This is a genomic window from Cupriavidus sp. WKF15, assembly GCF_029278605.1.
GTDB lineage: Bacteria > Pseudomonadota > Gammaproteobacteria > Burkholderiales > Burkholderiaceae > Cupriavidus.
The window spans coordinates 2,870,725-2,885,737 of sequence record NZ_CP119572.1 but is presented as its reverse complement, the minus strand read 5'-3'; the positions used below and the strand labels follow the sequence as shown (position 1 = coordinate 2,885,737).

At 66.4% G+C, this 15,013-nt stretch carries 15 protein-coding genes; 10 read left to right on the top strand and 5 right to left on the bottom strand.

Going from position 1 to position 15,013, the window contains the following annotated elements:
- Positions 1–80: 80 nt before the first annotated feature.
- Complete coding sequence (locus CupriaWKF_RS13370; RefSeq protein ID WP_276098337.1) at positions 81–1,229, bottom strand: class I SAM-dependent methyltransferase; 1,149 nt, start codon at positions 1,227–1,229, stop codon at positions 81–83.
- Positions 1,230–1,320: 91 nt separating this feature from the next.
- On the bottom strand, positions 1,321–2,262 hold the full coding sequence (locus tag CupriaWKF_RS13365; RefSeq protein ID WP_276098336.1) for a CysB family HTH-type transcriptional regulator: 942 nt from the start codon (positions 2,260–2,262) through the stop codon (positions 1,321–1,323).
- 165 nt (positions 2,263–2,427) lie between these two features.
- On the opposite strand from CupriaWKF_RS13365, the gene CupriaWKF_RS13360 reads away from it, so the two are divergent.
- From CupriaWKF_RS13360 to cobA, 7 genes are read left to right on the top strand one after another with little or no spacing between them, the layout of a single operon-like run.
- Positions 2,428–3,201: a sulfite exporter TauE/SafE family protein gene (locus CupriaWKF_RS13360; RefSeq protein WP_276098335.1), complete on the top strand. Its 774-nt coding sequence runs from the start codon at positions 2,428–2,430 to the stop codon at positions 3,199–3,201.
- A gap of 28 nt (positions 3,202–3,229) precedes the next feature.
- The gene (locus tag CupriaWKF_RS13355) at positions 3,230–4,912 is read left to right on the top strand and encodes a nitrite/sulfite reductase (protein ID WP_276098334.1); all 1,683 of its coding nucleotides are present in this window, start codon (positions 3,230–3,232) and stop codon (positions 4,910–4,912) included.
- A 17-nt stretch (positions 4,913–4,929) separates the two neighbouring features.
- The gene (locus tag CupriaWKF_RS13350; RefSeq protein WP_276098333.1) at positions 4,930–5,505 is read left to right on the top strand and encodes a DUF934 domain-containing protein; all 576 of its coding nucleotides are present in this window, start codon (positions 4,930–4,932) and stop codon (positions 5,503–5,505) included.
- On the top strand, positions 5,502–6,305 hold the full coding sequence (locus CupriaWKF_RS13345) for a phosphoadenylyl-sulfate reductase (RefSeq protein ID WP_276098332.1): 804 nt from the start codon (positions 5,502–5,504) through the stop codon (positions 6,303–6,305). The genes CupriaWKF_RS13350 and CupriaWKF_RS13345 overlap by 4 nt, the downstream gene beginning before the upstream one ends.
- Positions 6,306–6,333: 28 nt before the next feature.
- Entirely contained in the window at positions 6,334–7,299 is a 966-nt protein-coding gene (gene cysD / locus CupriaWKF_RS13340) for a sulfate adenylyltransferase subunit CysD (RefSeq protein WP_276100805.1), read from the top strand.
- A gap of 24 nt (positions 7,300–7,323) precedes the next feature.
- Positions 7,324–8,628 (top strand): GTP-binding protein, encoded by a 1,305-nt coding sequence (locus CupriaWKF_RS13335; RefSeq protein ID WP_276098331.1) that lies wholly within the window; start codon positions 7,324–7,326, stop codon positions 8,626–8,628.
- A 39-nt stretch (positions 8,629–8,667) separates the two neighbouring features.
- The gene (gene cobA / locus CupriaWKF_RS13330) at positions 8,668–9,471 is read left to right on the top strand and encodes a uroporphyrinogen-III C-methyltransferase (protein ID WP_276098330.1); all 804 of its coding nucleotides are present in this window, start codon (positions 8,668–8,670) and stop codon (positions 9,469–9,471) included.
- Between the two features lie 50 nt (positions 9,472–9,521).
- Here the strand turns inward: cobA and CupriaWKF_RS13325 are convergent, their stop codons facing one another.
- From CupriaWKF_RS13325 to lptF, 3 genes are read right to left on the bottom strand one after another with little or no spacing between them, the layout of a single operon-like run.
- Positions 9,522–9,935 (bottom strand): CbiX/SirB N-terminal domain-containing protein, encoded by a 414-nt coding sequence (locus tag CupriaWKF_RS13325; protein ID WP_276098329.1) that lies wholly within the window; start codon positions 9,933–9,935, stop codon positions 9,522–9,524.
- A gap of 14 nt (positions 9,936–9,949) precedes the next feature.
- Positions 9,950–11,104, bottom strand: a complete 1,155-nt coding sequence (gene lptG / locus CupriaWKF_RS13320; protein ID WP_276098328.1) for an LPS export ABC transporter permease LptG — start codon at positions 11,102–11,104, stop codon at positions 9,950–9,952.
- Entirely contained in the window at positions 11,101–12,222 is a 1,122-nt protein-coding gene (gene lptF / locus CupriaWKF_RS13315; RefSeq protein ID WP_276098327.1) for an LPS export ABC transporter permease LptF, read from the bottom strand. Before lptF ends, lptG begins: the two co-directional genes overlap by 4 nt.
- Positions 12,223–12,387: 165 nt before the next feature.
- Here lptF and CupriaWKF_RS13310 point away from each other — a divergent pair, with 165 nt between their 5' ends.
- From CupriaWKF_RS13310 to CupriaWKF_RS13300, 3 genes are read left to right on the top strand one after another with little or no spacing between them, the layout of a single operon-like run.
- The gene (locus tag CupriaWKF_RS13310; protein ID WP_276098326.1) at positions 12,388–13,920 is read left to right on the top strand and encodes a leucyl aminopeptidase; all 1,533 of its coding nucleotides are present in this window, start codon (positions 12,388–12,390) and stop codon (positions 13,918–13,920) included.
- Between the two features lie 23 nt (positions 13,921–13,943).
- Positions 13,944–14,378, top strand: coding sequence for a DNA polymerase III subunit chi (locus CupriaWKF_RS13305; protein WP_276098325.1), 435 nt, complete (start codon positions 13,944–13,946; stop codon positions 14,376–14,378).
- Positions 14,375–14,902, top strand: a complete 528-nt coding sequence (locus CupriaWKF_RS13300) for a hypothetical protein (protein ID WP_276098324.1) — start codon at positions 14,375–14,377, stop codon at positions 14,900–14,902. Before CupriaWKF_RS13305 ends, CupriaWKF_RS13300 begins: the two co-directional genes overlap by 4 nt.
- Positions 14,903–15,013 lie beyond the last annotated feature (111 nt).

The window sequence follows — 15,013 nt, the reverse complement described above, 5'->3', positions numbered from 1 at the left end:
CCGCGGATGTGGGGAGAGAAGCAGTCAGGCAGCAAGCATAGCGGAGCGGCTGATCGTCCGCATTGTCCAGTGGCGCGTGCTTACCGTGCGCCCAGCCGCCAGAGCGAAGTGACTTCCGCCGAGCGCGCTGCATGCAGCGCGTCCGCGGCGTCCGCCGCACGCGGGTGGCGCGGGCGGATGTCCGAGCGGCCCAGCACCTGCAGGCCGGCCGCTTCGATCCAGCCGAGCAGTTGCTCGCGCGAGCGCAGGCCGAGGTGCTCGGCCAGGTCGGACAGCAACAGCCAGCCCTCGCCGCCAGGCTCGAGGTGCGCCGCCAGGCCGTCGAGGAAGCCGCGCAGCATCGCGCTGTCGGGATCGTAGACGGCGCGCTCCACGGGCGAGCTCGGTCGTGCCGGGACCCAGGGCGGGTTGCAGACGACCAGCGGCGCGCGGCCCGGCGGGAACAGGTCGGCCTCCAGGATCTCTACCTGGCCAGCCACACCAAGCTGTTCGAGATTCTCGCGCGCGCAAGCCAGTGCGCGCGCATCCTGGTCCGTGGCCACGACGCGCTGGACGCCACGCCTGGCCAGCACGGCCGATAGCACGCCGGTGCCTGTGCCGATGTCGAAGGCAAGGGTCTTCGAAGGCAGCGGCTCATTGGCGACCAGGTCCACATACTCGCCGCGCACCGGCGAGAAGACGCCGTACCACGGGTGGATGCGCGCGCCCAGCGCGGGAATCTCCACGCCCTTGCGGCGCCATTCGTAGGCGCCGATCATGCCGAGCAGCTCGCGCATCGACGCCACATAGGCCTCGCCGGCTTCGCCATAAACCTGCTCGCAAGCCTGCGTGACGTCCGGCGCGCGGCGCAGCGGCACCTTGTGGCCGGCGTCGAAGGGCAGCAACAGCATGCCCAGCGTCCGTGCGCGCTGGGACTGCGCCAGCCTGTGCTGGTGGAAAGCCTCGGTGATCGACTCGGGTGCGGCGGGTTTGTGCCCGGGCCGGCTCTTCTTCTTGGGCTTGCGCTCGGTACGGCGGGCCATGGCCTGCAGCAGCTGACGCGCGTTCTGGAAGTCGCCGCGCCACAACAGCGCGGTGCCTTCGCAGGCCAGGCGGTAGGCGGTGTCGGCGGAGGTAGTGTCATCGGCCACCACCACGCGGCGCGGCGGCGGCAGGCCGGCTTCGGAGCGCCAGCGCGCGCTATGCTCGGCGCCGTCCTCGGTCCAGTGGATCTGCGGGAGTTCGCTCATGAGCGGGCCTCCGGCTGCGGGCGGCACGGGCGTGCCAGGAAAACGTGCATGAAAGTGTCCTGCATAAGAAGAAAGGGCGGGGCGACGGGGCTCAAAGTTCGTAGGCTTCGTGCTCGCCCGACATGGCTTGCTCCACCAGCTTGCGGTTCAGCGTTGGCGAGAACAGTTCGATGAAGGTATAGACGAAGCTGCGCAGGTAGGCGCCCTGCTTGACGGCCAGGTGTGTGACATTGGTGCCGAACAGGTGCCCGGCCGGGATGCCCCGCAGGTTGCGGTCGCGCTCGGCATCATACGCAAGGCCGGCGACAATGCCGATGCCCAGCCCGATCTCCACATAGGTCTTGATCACGTCCGCATCGATCGCTTCCAGGATGATGTCGGGCTGCAGGTGGCGCAGCTCGAACGCCTTGTCGATCTTGGGCCGTCCGGCGAAATTCGGGTCGTAGGTGATGAGCGGGTAGTTCTTCAGGTCCTCCAGCGCCAGGTGTTTCTTTTCCAGCAGCGGGTGGTCGGGTGGCGTGATCACCACATGTTGCCATTGATAGCCGGGTAGCGAGACCAGGGTCTTCTCGTCGGAAATGCCTTCGGTAGCAATACCGATGTCGGCCTGGTCATGGAGCAGCATGTCGGCAATCTGTGCCGGGTTGCCCTGCTGGATCGACAGCCGCACTTTCGGGTAGCGCTTCGTGAACTCGCTGATGACGCGCGGCAGCGCATAGCGCGCCTGGGTGTGCGTCGTTGCGATGGTGAAGTTGCCCTGGTCCTGGGCGGCATAGTCCATGCCGACACGCTTCAGGCTTTCCACTTCCTGGAGAATCTTCTCCACCGAGTTCAGGATGCGGCGCCCCGGCTCGGTCAGGCTGCGGATGCGCTTGCCATGGCGCGTGAAGATATCGACACCCAGCTCTTCTTCCAGCTCAATAATGGCCTTGGACACACCGGGTTGTGATGTGTAGAGCGCTTTTGCAGCTTCCGTCAGATTGTAGTTCTGGCGTACCGCTTCACGCACAAAACGAAACTGGTGCAGGTTCATATAACTTCAGTCGTATAAACAAACAACTTCTTATTAGTTTGAGGTATGAGGCCAGTTTATTACGATTCTCGAACTTTGTTAATGAACGGCCAGCCCGCATTGCGCCCGCAGCCGCCACCCTGAAAGTGGCGCCGGCAAGACGGAAAGGCCCAGCCGAGCCCCTCCATGTCCCTTGCCTATACCGTTTCCGGTCTGCTCGTAGGCGTCCTCGTCGGTCTGACCGGGGTGGGCGGGGGCTCGCTCATGACGCCGCTACTGACGCTGCTGTTCGGCTTCTCGCCGGCCACGGCGGTCGGTACGGACCTGGCTTTCGCGTCGATCACCAAGGGCTTCGGCACGCTTGCGCACCGTGCGCACGGGCATGTGCAGTGGCAGGTCGTGCGTCGCCTGTGCCTCGGCAGCCTGCCGGCCGCGGCGGCCGCCATCCTGGTCCTGAAGAGCGCCGGTGAACTCAATGGACAGTGGCTGCACGCGATTCGCGTGACGATCGGCGTGTCGGTGCTGCTGACCGTGCTGTCGCTGCTGTTCCGCAAGCAGATGCTGGTCTGGCTCGAACGCAATCCGCGCTTTCAGCTCGCAGGCCGCTCGCAGGCCATTGCCACGGTCGTGGTGGGCGCTGTGCTGGGCGTGCTGGTGACCGTTTCCTCTATCGGTGCCGGCGCGGTTGGCGCCACGCTGATCCTGCTGCTGTATCCGCAAATGAAGCCGGCCGAAGTGGCCGGCACCGATATCGCCTACGCCGTCCCGCTGACGGCGCTGGCCGGGCTGGGCCATGTGTGGCTCGGCACCGTCGACTGGAATCTGCTGCTGGCGCTGCTGGTGGGCTCGATCCCCGGCATCTGGCTGGGTGCTCAGCTTTCCCGCGCGCTGCCCGAGCGCCTGGTGCGCGCGGCCCTGGCCACCACGCTGACCCTGGTCGCCATCAAGCTCGTCTCCTGAATCCCACGAATACTGAACGGACCCCGCCATGTATCAGTACGACCAATATGACCAGCGCATCGTCAACGAGCGCGTCGCCCAGTTCCGTGACCAGGTGCGCCGCCGCCTGTCGGACGAGCTGACCGAGGAAGAATTCCTGCCGCTGCGCCTGCAGAACGGCCTGTACATGCAGCGCCATGCCTACATGCTGCGCGTGGCGATTCCGTACGGCCTGCTGGCCTCCAAGCAGCTGCGCAAGCTGGCCCACATCGCGCGCGAGTACGACCGCGGCTACGGCCACTTCTCCACGCGCCAGAACATCCAGTACAACTGGATGGAACTCGAGCGCGTGCCCGACGTGCTGGCCGAGCTCGCCAGCGTCGAGATGCACGGCATCCAGACCTCGGGCAACTGCGTGCGCAATATCACCACCGACCACTTCGCCGGCGTGGCGCCGGACGAGTCGGTGGACCCGCGCGTGCTGGCCGAGTTGTTGCGCCAGTGGAGCACGTTCCAGCCGGAATTCGCGTTCCTGCCGCGCAAGTTCAAGATCGCGATCTCGGCCTCGAAGGACGACCGCGCCGTGGTGCAGATGCATGACATCGGCATCTACGTCTACAAGAACGACGCCGGCGAGACCCGCATCCGCGTGCTGGCCGGCGGCGGCCTGGGCCGTACCCCGATCCTCGGCACGGTCATCAAGGACGACCTGCCGTGGCAGCACATGCTGACCTACGTCGAGTCCGCCATCCGCGTGTACAACCGCTATGGCCGCCGCGACAACAAGTACAAGGCGCGCATCAAGATCCTGGTCAAGGCCATCGGCGCCGAGAAGTTCGCGCAGGAAGTCGAAGAGGAATGGCAGTACAGCAAGGACGGCCCGGGCACGCTGACGCAGGACGAGTTCGACCGCGTTGCGCAGTACTTCGCGCCGCCGGCCTATGAAAAGCTGGCCGACACCGACGCTTCGTACGAGAAGCACCTGCTCGAAGACAAGGCCTTCGCCCGCTGGGTCAGCCGCAGCGTGCATGGCCACAAGGTACCGGGCTACGCCGCCGTGACGCTGTCGACCAAGCCGGGTCCGGTCTCGCCTCCGGGCGACGCTACCGCCGAGCAGATGGAAGCCGTGGCCGACCTGGCCGACCGCTTCGGCTTCGGCGAGCTGCGCGTCGCGCACGAGCAGAACCTGGTGCTGCCGGACGTGAAGAAGCACGACCTGTACGAGCTGTGGCAACTGGCGAAGAAGGCTGGCCTGGCCACTGCCAACATCGGCCTGCTGACCGACATCATCGCCTGCCCTGGCGGCGACTTCTGCTCGCTGGCCAACGCCAAATCGATCCCGATCGCGCTGGCCATCCAGGAGCGTTTCGACAACCTGGACTTCGTCCATGACCTGGGCGAAGTGTCGCTGAACATCTCGGGCTGCATCAACGCCTGCGGCCACCACCATGTCGGCAATATCGGCATCCTCGGCGTCGACAAGGATGGTTCCGAGTGGTACCAGGTCACGCTGGGCGGCGCCCAGGGCAACAGCACGGCGCTGGGCAAGGTCATCGGCCCGTCGTTCAGCGCCGAGGAAATGCCGGACGTGATCTCGCGCATCATCGAGACCTTCGTGGCCAACCGCATCGAAGACGAGCGCTTCATCGAAACCGTGAACCGGATCGGCATCACCCCGTTCAAGGAACGCGTGTACGCCGACAAGCAACCGCGCGAGCGCGCCGAAGCCTGAGGACCGGAGAAAGACACATGGCAAAGATCATTCAACTGCAACGTACCGCCGACGCGGTCACCCCGGTCATCGTCGAAGACAGCTGGACCGTGCTGCGCGGCGCCGAGGGCCAGCCGCTGACCGACGAGCAGATCACCGCCGCCGTGCAGAGCCAGGATGCCGTCCTGTTCCCGCTCTCGGTGTGGAAGTCGCATGAAGGCCTGCTGGCCGGCCGCGCGCGCGAGCGCACCGGCGTGTGGCTTGCTCCCGAAGACGAGCCGGGCGATGCCCAGGCGCTGTTCGACGGCGTGGCCGTGGTCGCGGTCGATTTCCCGGTGTTCCGCGATGGCCGCGGCTTTTCCACGGCCTACCTGCTGCGCACCCGCTACCAGTGGAAGGGCCAGCTGCGCGCGATCGGCGACGTGCTGCGCGATCAGCTCAACTTCATGAAGCGCTGCGGCTTCGACACCTTCGCGGTGCGTGCCGACAAGAACATCGACGACGCGATCAAGGGCTTCACCGAGTTCACCGTGACGTACCAGGCTTCGGTCGACGAGCCGCTGCCGCTGTTCCGGCGCGCGCGCGCCGAGTTTGGCGCAAGGGAATCGGCATGAGCAGTGCATTGAGCGACATCGCGGTGGTGGATGCCGGCGCGCCGGCGTCGGCGCTGCGTCCCGCGCTGTGGACCATGCCCGAGTACACGGGCAGCCTGGCGGCGCTGGAAGAGAAGGAGCGCGAGCTGGCGACCCGCCTGGCGGGCATTGCCGGGCGCTTCTTCCGCGCGCGCTTCGCCACCAGCCTCGCCGCCGAGGACATGGTGCTGACCGATGCGATCCTGCGCGGCACGGAGGCCGTACGCGCCGGCATCCGCGTGTTCACGCTGAACACCGGGCGCCTGCACGCCGAGACCCTGGCTGTCCTCGATCAGGTCAAGGCGCACTACGGCTACACCGTCGAGCAGTTCACGCCGGACACCGAGGCCGTCGAGAACTACCTGAAGAAGCACGGATTGAACGCGTTCTATGACAGCGTCGACCTGCGCAAGGAATGCTGCGGCATCCGCAAGGTGGAGCCGCTCAACCGCGCGCTGTCGCACGCCGATGCCTGGATGACCGGCCAGCGCCGCGAACAGGCCGTCACGCGCGCCGAGCTGCCGTTCGAGGAACTGGACGAAGCCCGCGGCATCCCGAAGTTCAATCCGCTCGCGGACTGGACCGAGGCCGAGGTATGGGCTTACCTGAAGCGCCACAACGTGCCGGTCAACGCGCTGCATGCCAAGGGCTACCCCAGCATTGGCTGCGAACCCTGTACCCGCGCGGTGCGCGCCGGTGAGGACGTGCGTGCCGGGCGCTGGTGGTGGGAGAGCAAGGACTCGAAAGAGTGCGGGCTCCACGAACAGAACATCAAGCATTGACGCATTGAAGCATTCGAGGCCGAACGACATGGGCATCATGAACGACATCGCAAGCGCCGCCAGCAACGTGGCGCACCTGCTGCAGGTACAGAACGACCACCTCGACCGCCTGGAGGCCGAGTCGATCTACATCATCCGCGAGGTCGTGGCAGAGTGCCGCAACCCGGCGCTGCTGTTCTCGGGCGGCAAGGATTCGATCGTCATGCTGCACCTGGCGCTGAAGGCCTTCCGCCTCGGTGACCGCAAGATCGACCTGCCGTTCCCGCTGGTGCACATCGACACCGGCCACAACTACCCGGAAGTGATCACGTTCCGCGACCAGCGCGTGGCCGAGCTCGGCGCGCGCCTGGTGGTGGGGCACGTGGAAGATTCCATCAAGCGCGGCACCGTGCGCCTGCGCAAGGACACTGACTCGCGCAACGCCGCGCAGGCTGTGACGCTGCTGGAAACCATCGCCGAGCACCAGTTCGACGCGCTGATGGGCGGTGCCCGCCGCGACGAAGAGAAGGCCCGCGCCAAGGAGCGCATCTTCTCGTTCCGCGACGAGTTCGGCCAGTGGGACCCCAAGGCCCAGCGCCCCGAGCTGTGGAGCCTCTACAACGCCCGCATGGCGCAGGGCGAGCAGATGCGCGTGTTCCCGATCTCGAACTGGACCGAGCTGGACGTGTGGCAGTACATCGCCCGCGAAAAGCTGGCGCTGCCGCCGATCTATTACGCGCACCAGCGCGAAGTGGTGCGCAAGAACGGCCTGCTGGTGCCGGTGACGCCGATCACGCCGAAGCAGGACGGCGACGTCAGCGAGGTGCTGTCGGTCCGCTTCCGCACCGTGGGCGACATCAGCTGCACCTGCCCGGTGGCCAGCACGGCGGATTCGCCGGAATCGATCATCGCCGAGACGGCCGTGACCGAGATCACCGAGCGCGGCGCCACGCGCATGGACGACCAGACCAGCGAGGCGTCGATGGAACGCCGCAAGAAGGAAGGCTATTTCTAAGCCGACGCAGCCAAGGATTCAGACATGACTCACCAATCTACCCACCAGGGCCTGCTGCGCTTCATTACCGCCGGCTCCGTCGACGACGGCAAGAGCACGCTGATCGGCCGCCTGCTGTTCGACAGCAAGGCCGTGCTGTCCGACCAGCTCACTGCGCTCGCCAACGCCAAGAACAAGCGCACCGCGGGCGAAGAAATCGATTTCTCGCTGCTGACTGACGGCCTCGAAGCCGAGCGCGAGCAGGGCATCACCATCGACGTGGCGTACCGCTATTTCTCCACGGCGCGCCGCAAGTTCATCATCGCCGATACGCCGGGCCACGAGCAGTACACGCGCAACATGGTCACGGGCGCCTCGACCGCGCACGCGGCCATCGTGCTGGTGGACGCCACCCGCGTGACGGTCAAGGACGGCCGCGCCGAGCTGCTCGCGCAGACCAAGCGCCATTCGGCCATCCTGAAGCTGCTGGAGCTGCAGCACGTGATCGTGGCCGTCAACAAGATGGACCTGGTCGACTACAGCGAAGAACGCTTCAACGAAATCCGCGCGGCCTATGCCGAACTGGCTGAACAGCTCGGCCTGAAGGACGTGCGCTACGTGCCGGTGTCGGCGCTGCGCGGCGACAATATCGTGCATGCCAGCGACGCCATGCCGTGGTATCAGGGCGAGTCCCTGCTGCCGCTGCTCGAAGAGCTGCCAGTGGAAGAAGCCGCGCCCGAAGGCGACGCCGCGCTGCGCTTCCCGGTGCAACTGGTGATCCGCCAGGACGGCTCGCAGTCGGACGATTTTCGCGGCTATGCCGGCCGTGTCGAGGCAGGCACCGTGCGCGTCGGCCAGAAGCTGCGCGTGCTGCCGGCCAACCGCGAAGCCGTGGTGGCCGAGGTGCTGACGCCGAACGGCGCCGCCGACTCCGCCAGCGCGGGCGATACCGTAACGGTGCGCCTGGCCGAGGACGTCGATGTATCACGCGGTGACATGTTCGTTGCCGCCGACGCGACGGCCGCCTCGGCCAAGAAGCTGCAGGCCGACCTGTGCTGGTTCGACGACGAATCGCTGAACCCGTCGCGCAAGTACGTGCTCAAGCACACCACGGCCAGCGTGTTCGCACGCATATCGGCGGTGGATCGCGTGCTCGACGTGCACACGCTGTCGCACGAGACGGGCCGTCACGAGATCCGCCTGAACGATATCGGCTCGGTGCAACTCTCGCTGCAGAAGCCGATTGTTTGCGACACCTACGGTGACAACCCGGCGACCGGCGCATTCGTGCTGATCGACGAGGCGACCAATCATACGGTGGCCGCGGGCATGATCCGTGCGTACTCCTGAGCGTTACGACACGCAGTCAAGCGCAAGCGCAAGGGGCAGATGATGAGCAAGACAGGCAAAGCGACCGGCAAGGTCTACCTGATCGGGGCGGGTCCCGGGGCGGCGGACCTCATTACGGTGCGTGGTGCACGGTTGTTGGGCGAAGCCCAGGTCGTGCTGCATGACGCACTGGTATCGCCGGAGATGCTGGCCTGGTGTCCGCAGGCGAAGCTGGTGGAAGTGGGCAAGCGTTGTGGCAAGCGTTCGACGGCGCAATTGTTCATCAACCGCCAGATCGTCGACATGGCTACCAAGTTCGAACGCGTGGTGCGCCTGAAGGGCGGCGACCCCATGCTGTTCGGCCGCGCCGACGAGGAGCTTCAGGCGCTGGAATCCGCGGGCATCGCGTACGAGGTGGTGCCCGGCATTACCGCCGCGCTCGCGGCCGCATCGGCCATCGCCAAGCCGCTCACCAAGCGCGGCGTGTCGCGCAGCGTTGCCTTTGCCACGCAGGCCAAGGCGGCGGACGGCACCGAAGTGCCGGCCGCGGCGGCCGACATCGAGGCCGATGTGCGCGCCGATACGCTGGTCTACTACATGGGACGCGACCAGGCTGCGGCCATCGCGGCGCAACTGATCGCGCACGGCAAGGCTCCTTCGACACCGGCCTGGGTAGTGGAGGCCGTGAGCACGCCGCGCCAGCGCAGCCATGCCTTCACGCTGCAGCAGATGGCGGCCGGCGAGGCAGCCGGCTGGATCGACCCGGCACAGCCGAGCTTGCTGATGATCGGCGCGGCGCTGGCGGCCCGGGCGACGGAGCCAGTGCTCGATGTGACGGAGCCTGTTGCCGTAAAAGCGGCCTGAGGCAGCGTTGCAGACGAAAGAATGACCGGGCATCTGCCCGGTTTTTTCTTTCAGGCGCCGCCAGTCGCGGCCGGGGCGAGCGACGCCACGCAGTACGAGGCGATCGCATCAAGCACGCTGTCGGCTTCGCCCACGGCCGCGGCGCAGCGAATCGACAGGGCAGGGTACTGCTGCCGGCAGGCATCGACCAGCGCCGGCAGGTCGCGCCGCAGGTGGCCGCCCTGGCCAAAGAACACAGGTACTACGGTGATCTCGGCGACGCCTGCGGCGGCCAGTTCACCGAGGGCCTCCGGCAACTGCGGCGACATCAGTTCCAGGAAGGCAAGGCGCACCGGCATATCCGGCAGCACGGCGCAGAGCTTCTGCGCCAGCCGGTCGAATGGTTCACGCCAGCGCACATCGCGCGCGCCATGCGCGAACAGGACAAGGGCCTGGCGACTGGGCGTGGTTTCGGTCGGTTGCATGGCGTGGCCTTGCGTCAGTGACGATCGACCCAGCGCAACGCCGTCAGCGCCAGCAGCAGGTACAGCGTGCCTGGCACGAGCGCCGACACGATCGGCGGCCACGTATGCAGCAGCCCCACGTGCGAGAACAGCGTATTCGACAGGTGGAAGGACAGCCCCAGCATGATCCCGCCGAACACCTTGACGCCGACCGCGCCGGCACGCGCGTGCAGGTACGCGAAGGGCAGGGCAAGCGCCATCATGACGAACAGCGTCAGCGGGTAGACCACCTTCTTCCAGAACGCGATCTCGTAGCGCTGCGTGTCCTGCTTGTTGTCACGCAGGTGCCGGATATAGCGGAACAGGTCCAGCGTGGACATGCGCTCGGGCGTGACCAGCAGCACGGACAGGATCTGGGGCGTGAGTTCAGAGTGCATGGTGACGCTCGGGAAGCGCACCTGTTCCGCGCGGAACTCGGGCGCCAGGCCGTCGCGCCGGGTGGTGGACGGCTGCTGGTTCAGTTCGGAAAAGCGGGTTTCGTTGACATCGTTGAGCTGCCACGACTGGGCACCCTGGTACCGGCCTTCCTTGACCACGCGGATGACGCGCAGGCGGTAACGGTCGTCGAACTCGTAGACCGTGATGCCCGTGATGGTCTGGTCCGGCCGCAACCCGGCCACATTGACGAAGCGCGTAACCTCGCTGCCGGTCGCGTCCTTGTCGCGGTCCTTGACCCACACGCCGGAGCGGAAGTCCGACGATACCGTGGCGCCAATGGCTTCCAGCTTGATCTTCTGCGCGAACTGCTCCGCGCGCGGCCCGATGAACTCGCCGAAGATGAACGTGATGATGGCCAGCGGCACCGCCAGCTTGAACAGCGAGAACAGCGCCTGGCGCGTATTGAGCCCCGCCACGCGGAAGATGGTGTACTCGGACTGGCTGGCGAGCTGCGAGAAGACATAGATCGCGCTGATCAGCACTGCGATCGGCAACACCTCGTAGATCCGCGTGGGGGCCTGCAGCAGGACATGCAGGAACGCGATCAGCGAGGTGTACTTGCCGTTGACGCTCTCCAGTTCGTTGAGCAAGTCGAAGAACACGAACAACGACAGCACCGCGAACAGGATGAAGATGAACACCCCATAAACCTGGCGCGCAAAGTAGCGCTCATAGACGCGCAGCAGCCTCATGCCGTACCCCCCTTGGCGGGTGCGGGCCGACGCCCGAACACGGCGCGCCAGCCTCCCAGGCTGCGGTTCTGGCGGTAGCGGAACATCAGCAGCGCGGCCAGGAACACCACCAGGTGGATCGGCCACCACCCCAGCCAGAACGGGACCGAGCCGGAGCGCACCCAGGACTGGGCGAGGTTGATCATGTTGCTGTAGGTCAGGTAGATCAGCACCGCGAATACCAGCGGCGTGTAGCGCCCGAGCCGCGGGTTCACGTATGCCAGCGGGATCGCGATCATGACGAAGTTGAAGGCGAGAATCGGCAGCGAAATGCGCCAGAGCAGCTCGCCGAGGTTCTCGCGCGTGGGGTTGCGCAGCAGGTCGATGGTGTTGCGGCTCTTGGGCGGCTGCTCGTTCTGGCTTTCAGGTGGCTTGTTGTCCACCTTGACCGCATAGCGCTCGAACTCGACGATGCGATAGTCGATCTGGCCCGGCGTGCCCGCGTAGCGGCGGCCGTTCTCCATCACCACCAGGCGGTCGCCGTTGGGCATGGTCTCGAAGGTGCCCTGGTGGGCCAGCGCGACGCCGATCTTGTTGGCCTCGGCATTGGCGACGAAGACGTTGCGGGCGTATTTCATGTCGGCATCGATGCCTTCGATGAACAGCACGTAGTTGCCGTTGGATGGCTCGATGAAACGCCCGGCGGCAATCATCGACAGCACGCCGCGCTGCTCGAAGCGGTCGCGGAACAGCGCGCTCTGCTGGTTGGCCCACGGCCACGCGAACATGCCCAGCAGCAGCGCCAGCACGATGAACGGCGCGGCGAACTGCAGCACCGGCTTGACCAGGTCGCGCAGCGAGATGCCGGCCGAGAACCAGACCACCATCTCGGAGTCCTTGTACCAGCGCGTCAGCACGATCAGCGTCGAGATGAACAGCGTGGCCGAGAGCAGGATGGACAGGTAGCCGATGGTGGCCAGGCCGATCAGGATCAGCACATCGTTAGGGCTGGCCTTGCCATTGGCGGCCAGGCCCAGGATACGGATCACGAGCGACGTGAGCATGAAGGTCAGCATCACCAGGAACACCGCGCCGGCGGTGTAGGCGAGCTCGCGTCGCAGGGCTTGTTGAAAGATCATGCGGTGTCGGTTCCGGACTGCCGGCCGGCGCGGGCGATGAGCCGTGCGTGAAGTGCCTCGCAGGACAGCGGGCTGGCGGCGGGGCGGATCGGCAGCGGCAGGTCGCGGATAAAAATCGCGGATAATGGAGGCTTTCGTGTCTACAAGCCCCTGGAAGGAAGCGCGATGGAATTTAGCACAAAAGCCCTGGATTGGAGTAAAGCCGGCCAAAATGGTTTCCTGGCGACAAAGACCGACTGCCTGGTGGTCGGCGTGTTCGAAGGCCAGAACCTGGCGGGCGTGGCCAAGGCCCTCGACGTGGCCACCAAGGGCTTGGTCGCACGGTTGCTGAAGCAGGGCGACTTCGAAGGCAAGCGCGGCACGCAGCTCACGCTGCACGAAGTGGCCGGCGTGGGCGCCGCCCGCGTGCTGCTGGTCGGCCTGGGCAAAGAGGCGGATTTCAACGACAAGGCCTTTGCCGAAGCCGTGCGCACGGCCGTGCGTGCCTTGTCGGCCACGCGTGCTACCTCGGCGCTGTGGTGCCTGTCGCAGCAGCCGCCGCAGCAGCGCGACATCGGCTGGGCGGTCATTACCACCATCACGCTGGTGCGCGACGCGGGCTACCGCCTGCTGGAGCGCCACCCGGGCCTGAAGCGCGCCAACGGCAAGCCGGGCACGGCCGACAAGCCGACGCTGCGCAAGGTAGTGCTGGCCGTGGACGCCAACCATGCCAAGGCCGCGACCCAGGCCGTGGTGCGTGGCACGGCCATTGCCAACGGCATGGAACTGACCCGCGACCTGGGCAACCTGCCGTCCAATATCTGTACCCCGACCTACCTGGCCAACACGGCGCGCGCCATTGCCAAGCGCCACAAGCTCAAGGTGGAAGTGCTCGGCCGCAAGCAGATCGAAGCGCTCAACATGGGCTCGTTCCTGTCCGTGACCCGGGGCAGCGACGAGCCGCCGCAGTTCATCGTGCTGCGCTATGACGGCGCCGGTGCCAAGCAGGCGCCGGTCGTGCTGGTGGGCAAGGGCATCACCTTCGATACCGGCGGCATCTCGCTCAAGCCGGGCGAGGGCATGGATGAAATGAAGTACGACATGTGCGGCGCCGCCTCGGTGCTGGGCACGCTGCAGGCCGTGGCCGAGATGGGCCTGAAGCTCAACGTGATCGCCGTGGTGCCGACCTGCGAGAACATGCCCAGCGGCGTGGCCACCAAGCCCGGCGACGTCGTGACCAGCATGTCGGGCCAGACCATCGAGATCCTGAACACCGACGCCGAAGGCCGCCTGATCCTGTGCGATGCGCTGACCTACGTCGAGCGCTTCAAGCCGGCCGCGGTGATCGATGTCGCGACGCTGACGGGCGCCTGCATCATCGCGCTGGGCCACATCAACAGCGGCCTCTACGCGCGCAGCGACGCGCTCGCCGACCAGCTCCTGCAGGCCGGCCGCACGTCCATGGACACCGCCTGGCGCATGCCGCTGGACGACGAGTACCAGGACCAGCTCAAGTCGAACTTCGCCGACATGGCCAATATCGGCGGCCGCCCGGCCGGCAGCGTGACCGCCGCCTGCTTCCTGGCGCGCTTCACCGAAAAGTACGACTGGGCCCACCTGGACATCGCCGGCACGGCCTGGAAGAGCGGCGCGGCCAAGGGTGCCACCGGCCGCCCGGTGCCGCTGCTGGCGCAGTTCCTGATGGATCGCGCCGCCTGACAGGCGCAAGGGGCAGGGTAGTCATGACGCGCATCGATTTCCACAGCAACGTGCCGGACAAGCTCGGCTATGTCTGCCGGCTGGTCCGCAAGGCGTACAGCGCTGGCCAGAAGGTCGTGGTGCACGGCCAGCCGCCGCAGCTCGCGGAACTCGACGCGCGCCTGTGGACGTTCTCGCCGCTGGACTTCCTGCCTCACTGCGGCGTGGACAGTCCCAACGCATCGGTCACGCCGATCGTTTTGGCCGCCAGCCTGGACGGTGTCCCGCACCATCAGCTGCTGATCAACCTGGATGCGCAGGCGCCGGGGCAGTTCGCCAGCTTTGAGCGCCTGATAGAAGTGGTCGGCGCCGGCGCCGAAGACCGCGAGGCCGGGCGCGAGCGCTACCGCTTCTACCGTGAGCGCGGCTATGCGCTGACGCACCACGATCTCAGCCAGCCACGGGGAGACTCAGCATGAGCGAACGCACGACCTCGCGGGTGATCCCGCGGCTCGGGCCCAACGACAGCATTCCGCTGCTGACCGAGGTGGTGGAGTTGCCGGATGCTGCTGCGGCGCCATCGGACGACGGCGTCATCGATACGGCTGGCATGGCCGAGTCGGGCGTGGTCACGCACGTAGGCGACACGGGTGAGCCGGACGCGCTGGCGATTCCGGTTTTGGCCGATGAGCTGGAAGACGGCGATACCGCCTTGCCCGTCACCGAACCGGAGGACACCGTGGCCAGCCGCTACGCGTCCGATGCGCCCGGTGAAGACGACTTGCGCGCGATGCGCAGCGAGTTGCTGACACGCGTGATGATGCGGTTCCGCACCGAGTGGCCGCAGGTCGTGGAGGCGCATACCGAGGCAACGCTGCGCGCGCGGCTGGCGCCGCTGACCGCGCAGCTTGCGGCGGAATTGACGCAGGCGCTGGAGGCGCGGCTGGTTGAATGGCTCGATGCGACGCTGGAGGAGATTGAGAGGGATCCGGGGGGGATGTGAGGGGGGATTGGGTGGTGGTGCTCTGGTCGGGATTGGTGCATTCGGTGCATTCGTTCTTGGCAGGCGTGGCTGTTTCATCGCCGGCTACGCCGGCGAAACAGCGGCGCTTGC

Bases quoted from the DNA above. Each gene is read 5' to 3' on its own strand.
- CupriaWKF_RS13370 (WP_276098337.1), bottom strand. From the start codon at position 1,229: ATGAGCGAACTCCCGCAGATCCACTGGACCGAGGACGGCGCCGAGCAT.
- CupriaWKF_RS13365 (WP_276098336.1), bottom strand. From the start codon at position 2,262: ATGAACCTGCACCAGTTTCGTTTTGTGCGTGAAGCGGTACGCCAGAAC.
- CupriaWKF_RS13360 (WP_276098335.1), top strand. From the start codon at position 2,428: ATGTCCCTTGCCTATACCGTTTCCGGTCTGCTCGTAGGCGTCCTCGTC.
- CupriaWKF_RS13355 (WP_276098334.1), top strand. From the start codon at position 3,230: ATGTATCAGTACGACCAATATGACCAGCGCATCGTCAACGAGCGCGTC.
- CupriaWKF_RS13350 (WP_276098333.1), top strand. From the start codon at position 4,930: ATGGCAAAGATCATTCAACTGCAACGTACCGCCGACGCGGTCACCCCG.
- CupriaWKF_RS13345 (WP_276098332.1), top strand. From the start codon at position 5,502: ATGAGCAGTGCATTGAGCGACATCGCGGTGGTGGATGCCGGCGCGCCG.
- cysD (WP_276100805.1), top strand. From the start codon at position 6,334: ATGGGCATCATGAACGACATCGCAAGCGCCGCCAGCAACGTGGCGCAC.
- CupriaWKF_RS13335 (WP_276098331.1), top strand. From the start codon at position 7,324: ATGACTCACCAATCTACCCACCAGGGCCTGCTGCGCTTCATTACCGCC.
- cobA (WP_276098330.1), top strand. From the start codon at position 8,668: ATGATGAGCAAGACAGGCAAAGCGACCGGCAAGGTCTACCTGATCGGG.
- CupriaWKF_RS13325 (WP_276098329.1), bottom strand. From the start codon at position 9,935: ATGCAACCGACCGAAACCACGCCCAGTCGCCAGGCCCTTGTCCTGTTC.
- lptG (WP_276098328.1), bottom strand. From the start codon at position 11,104: ATGAGGCTGCTGCGCGTCTATGAGCGCTACTTTGCGCGCCAGGTTTAT.
- lptF (WP_276098327.1), bottom strand. From the start codon at position 12,222: ATGATCTTTCAACAAGCCCTGCGACGCGAGCTCGCCTACACCGCCGGC.
- CupriaWKF_RS13310 (WP_276098326.1), top strand. From the start codon at position 12,388: ATGGAATTTAGCACAAAAGCCCTGGATTGGAGTAAAGCCGGCCAAAAT.
- CupriaWKF_RS13305 (WP_276098325.1), top strand. From the start codon at position 13,944: ATGACGCGCATCGATTTCCACAGCAACGTGCCGGACAAGCTCGGCTAT.
- CupriaWKF_RS13300 (WP_276098324.1), top strand. From the start codon at position 14,375: ATGAGCGAACGCACGACCTCGCGGGTGATCCCGCGGCTCGGGCCCAAC.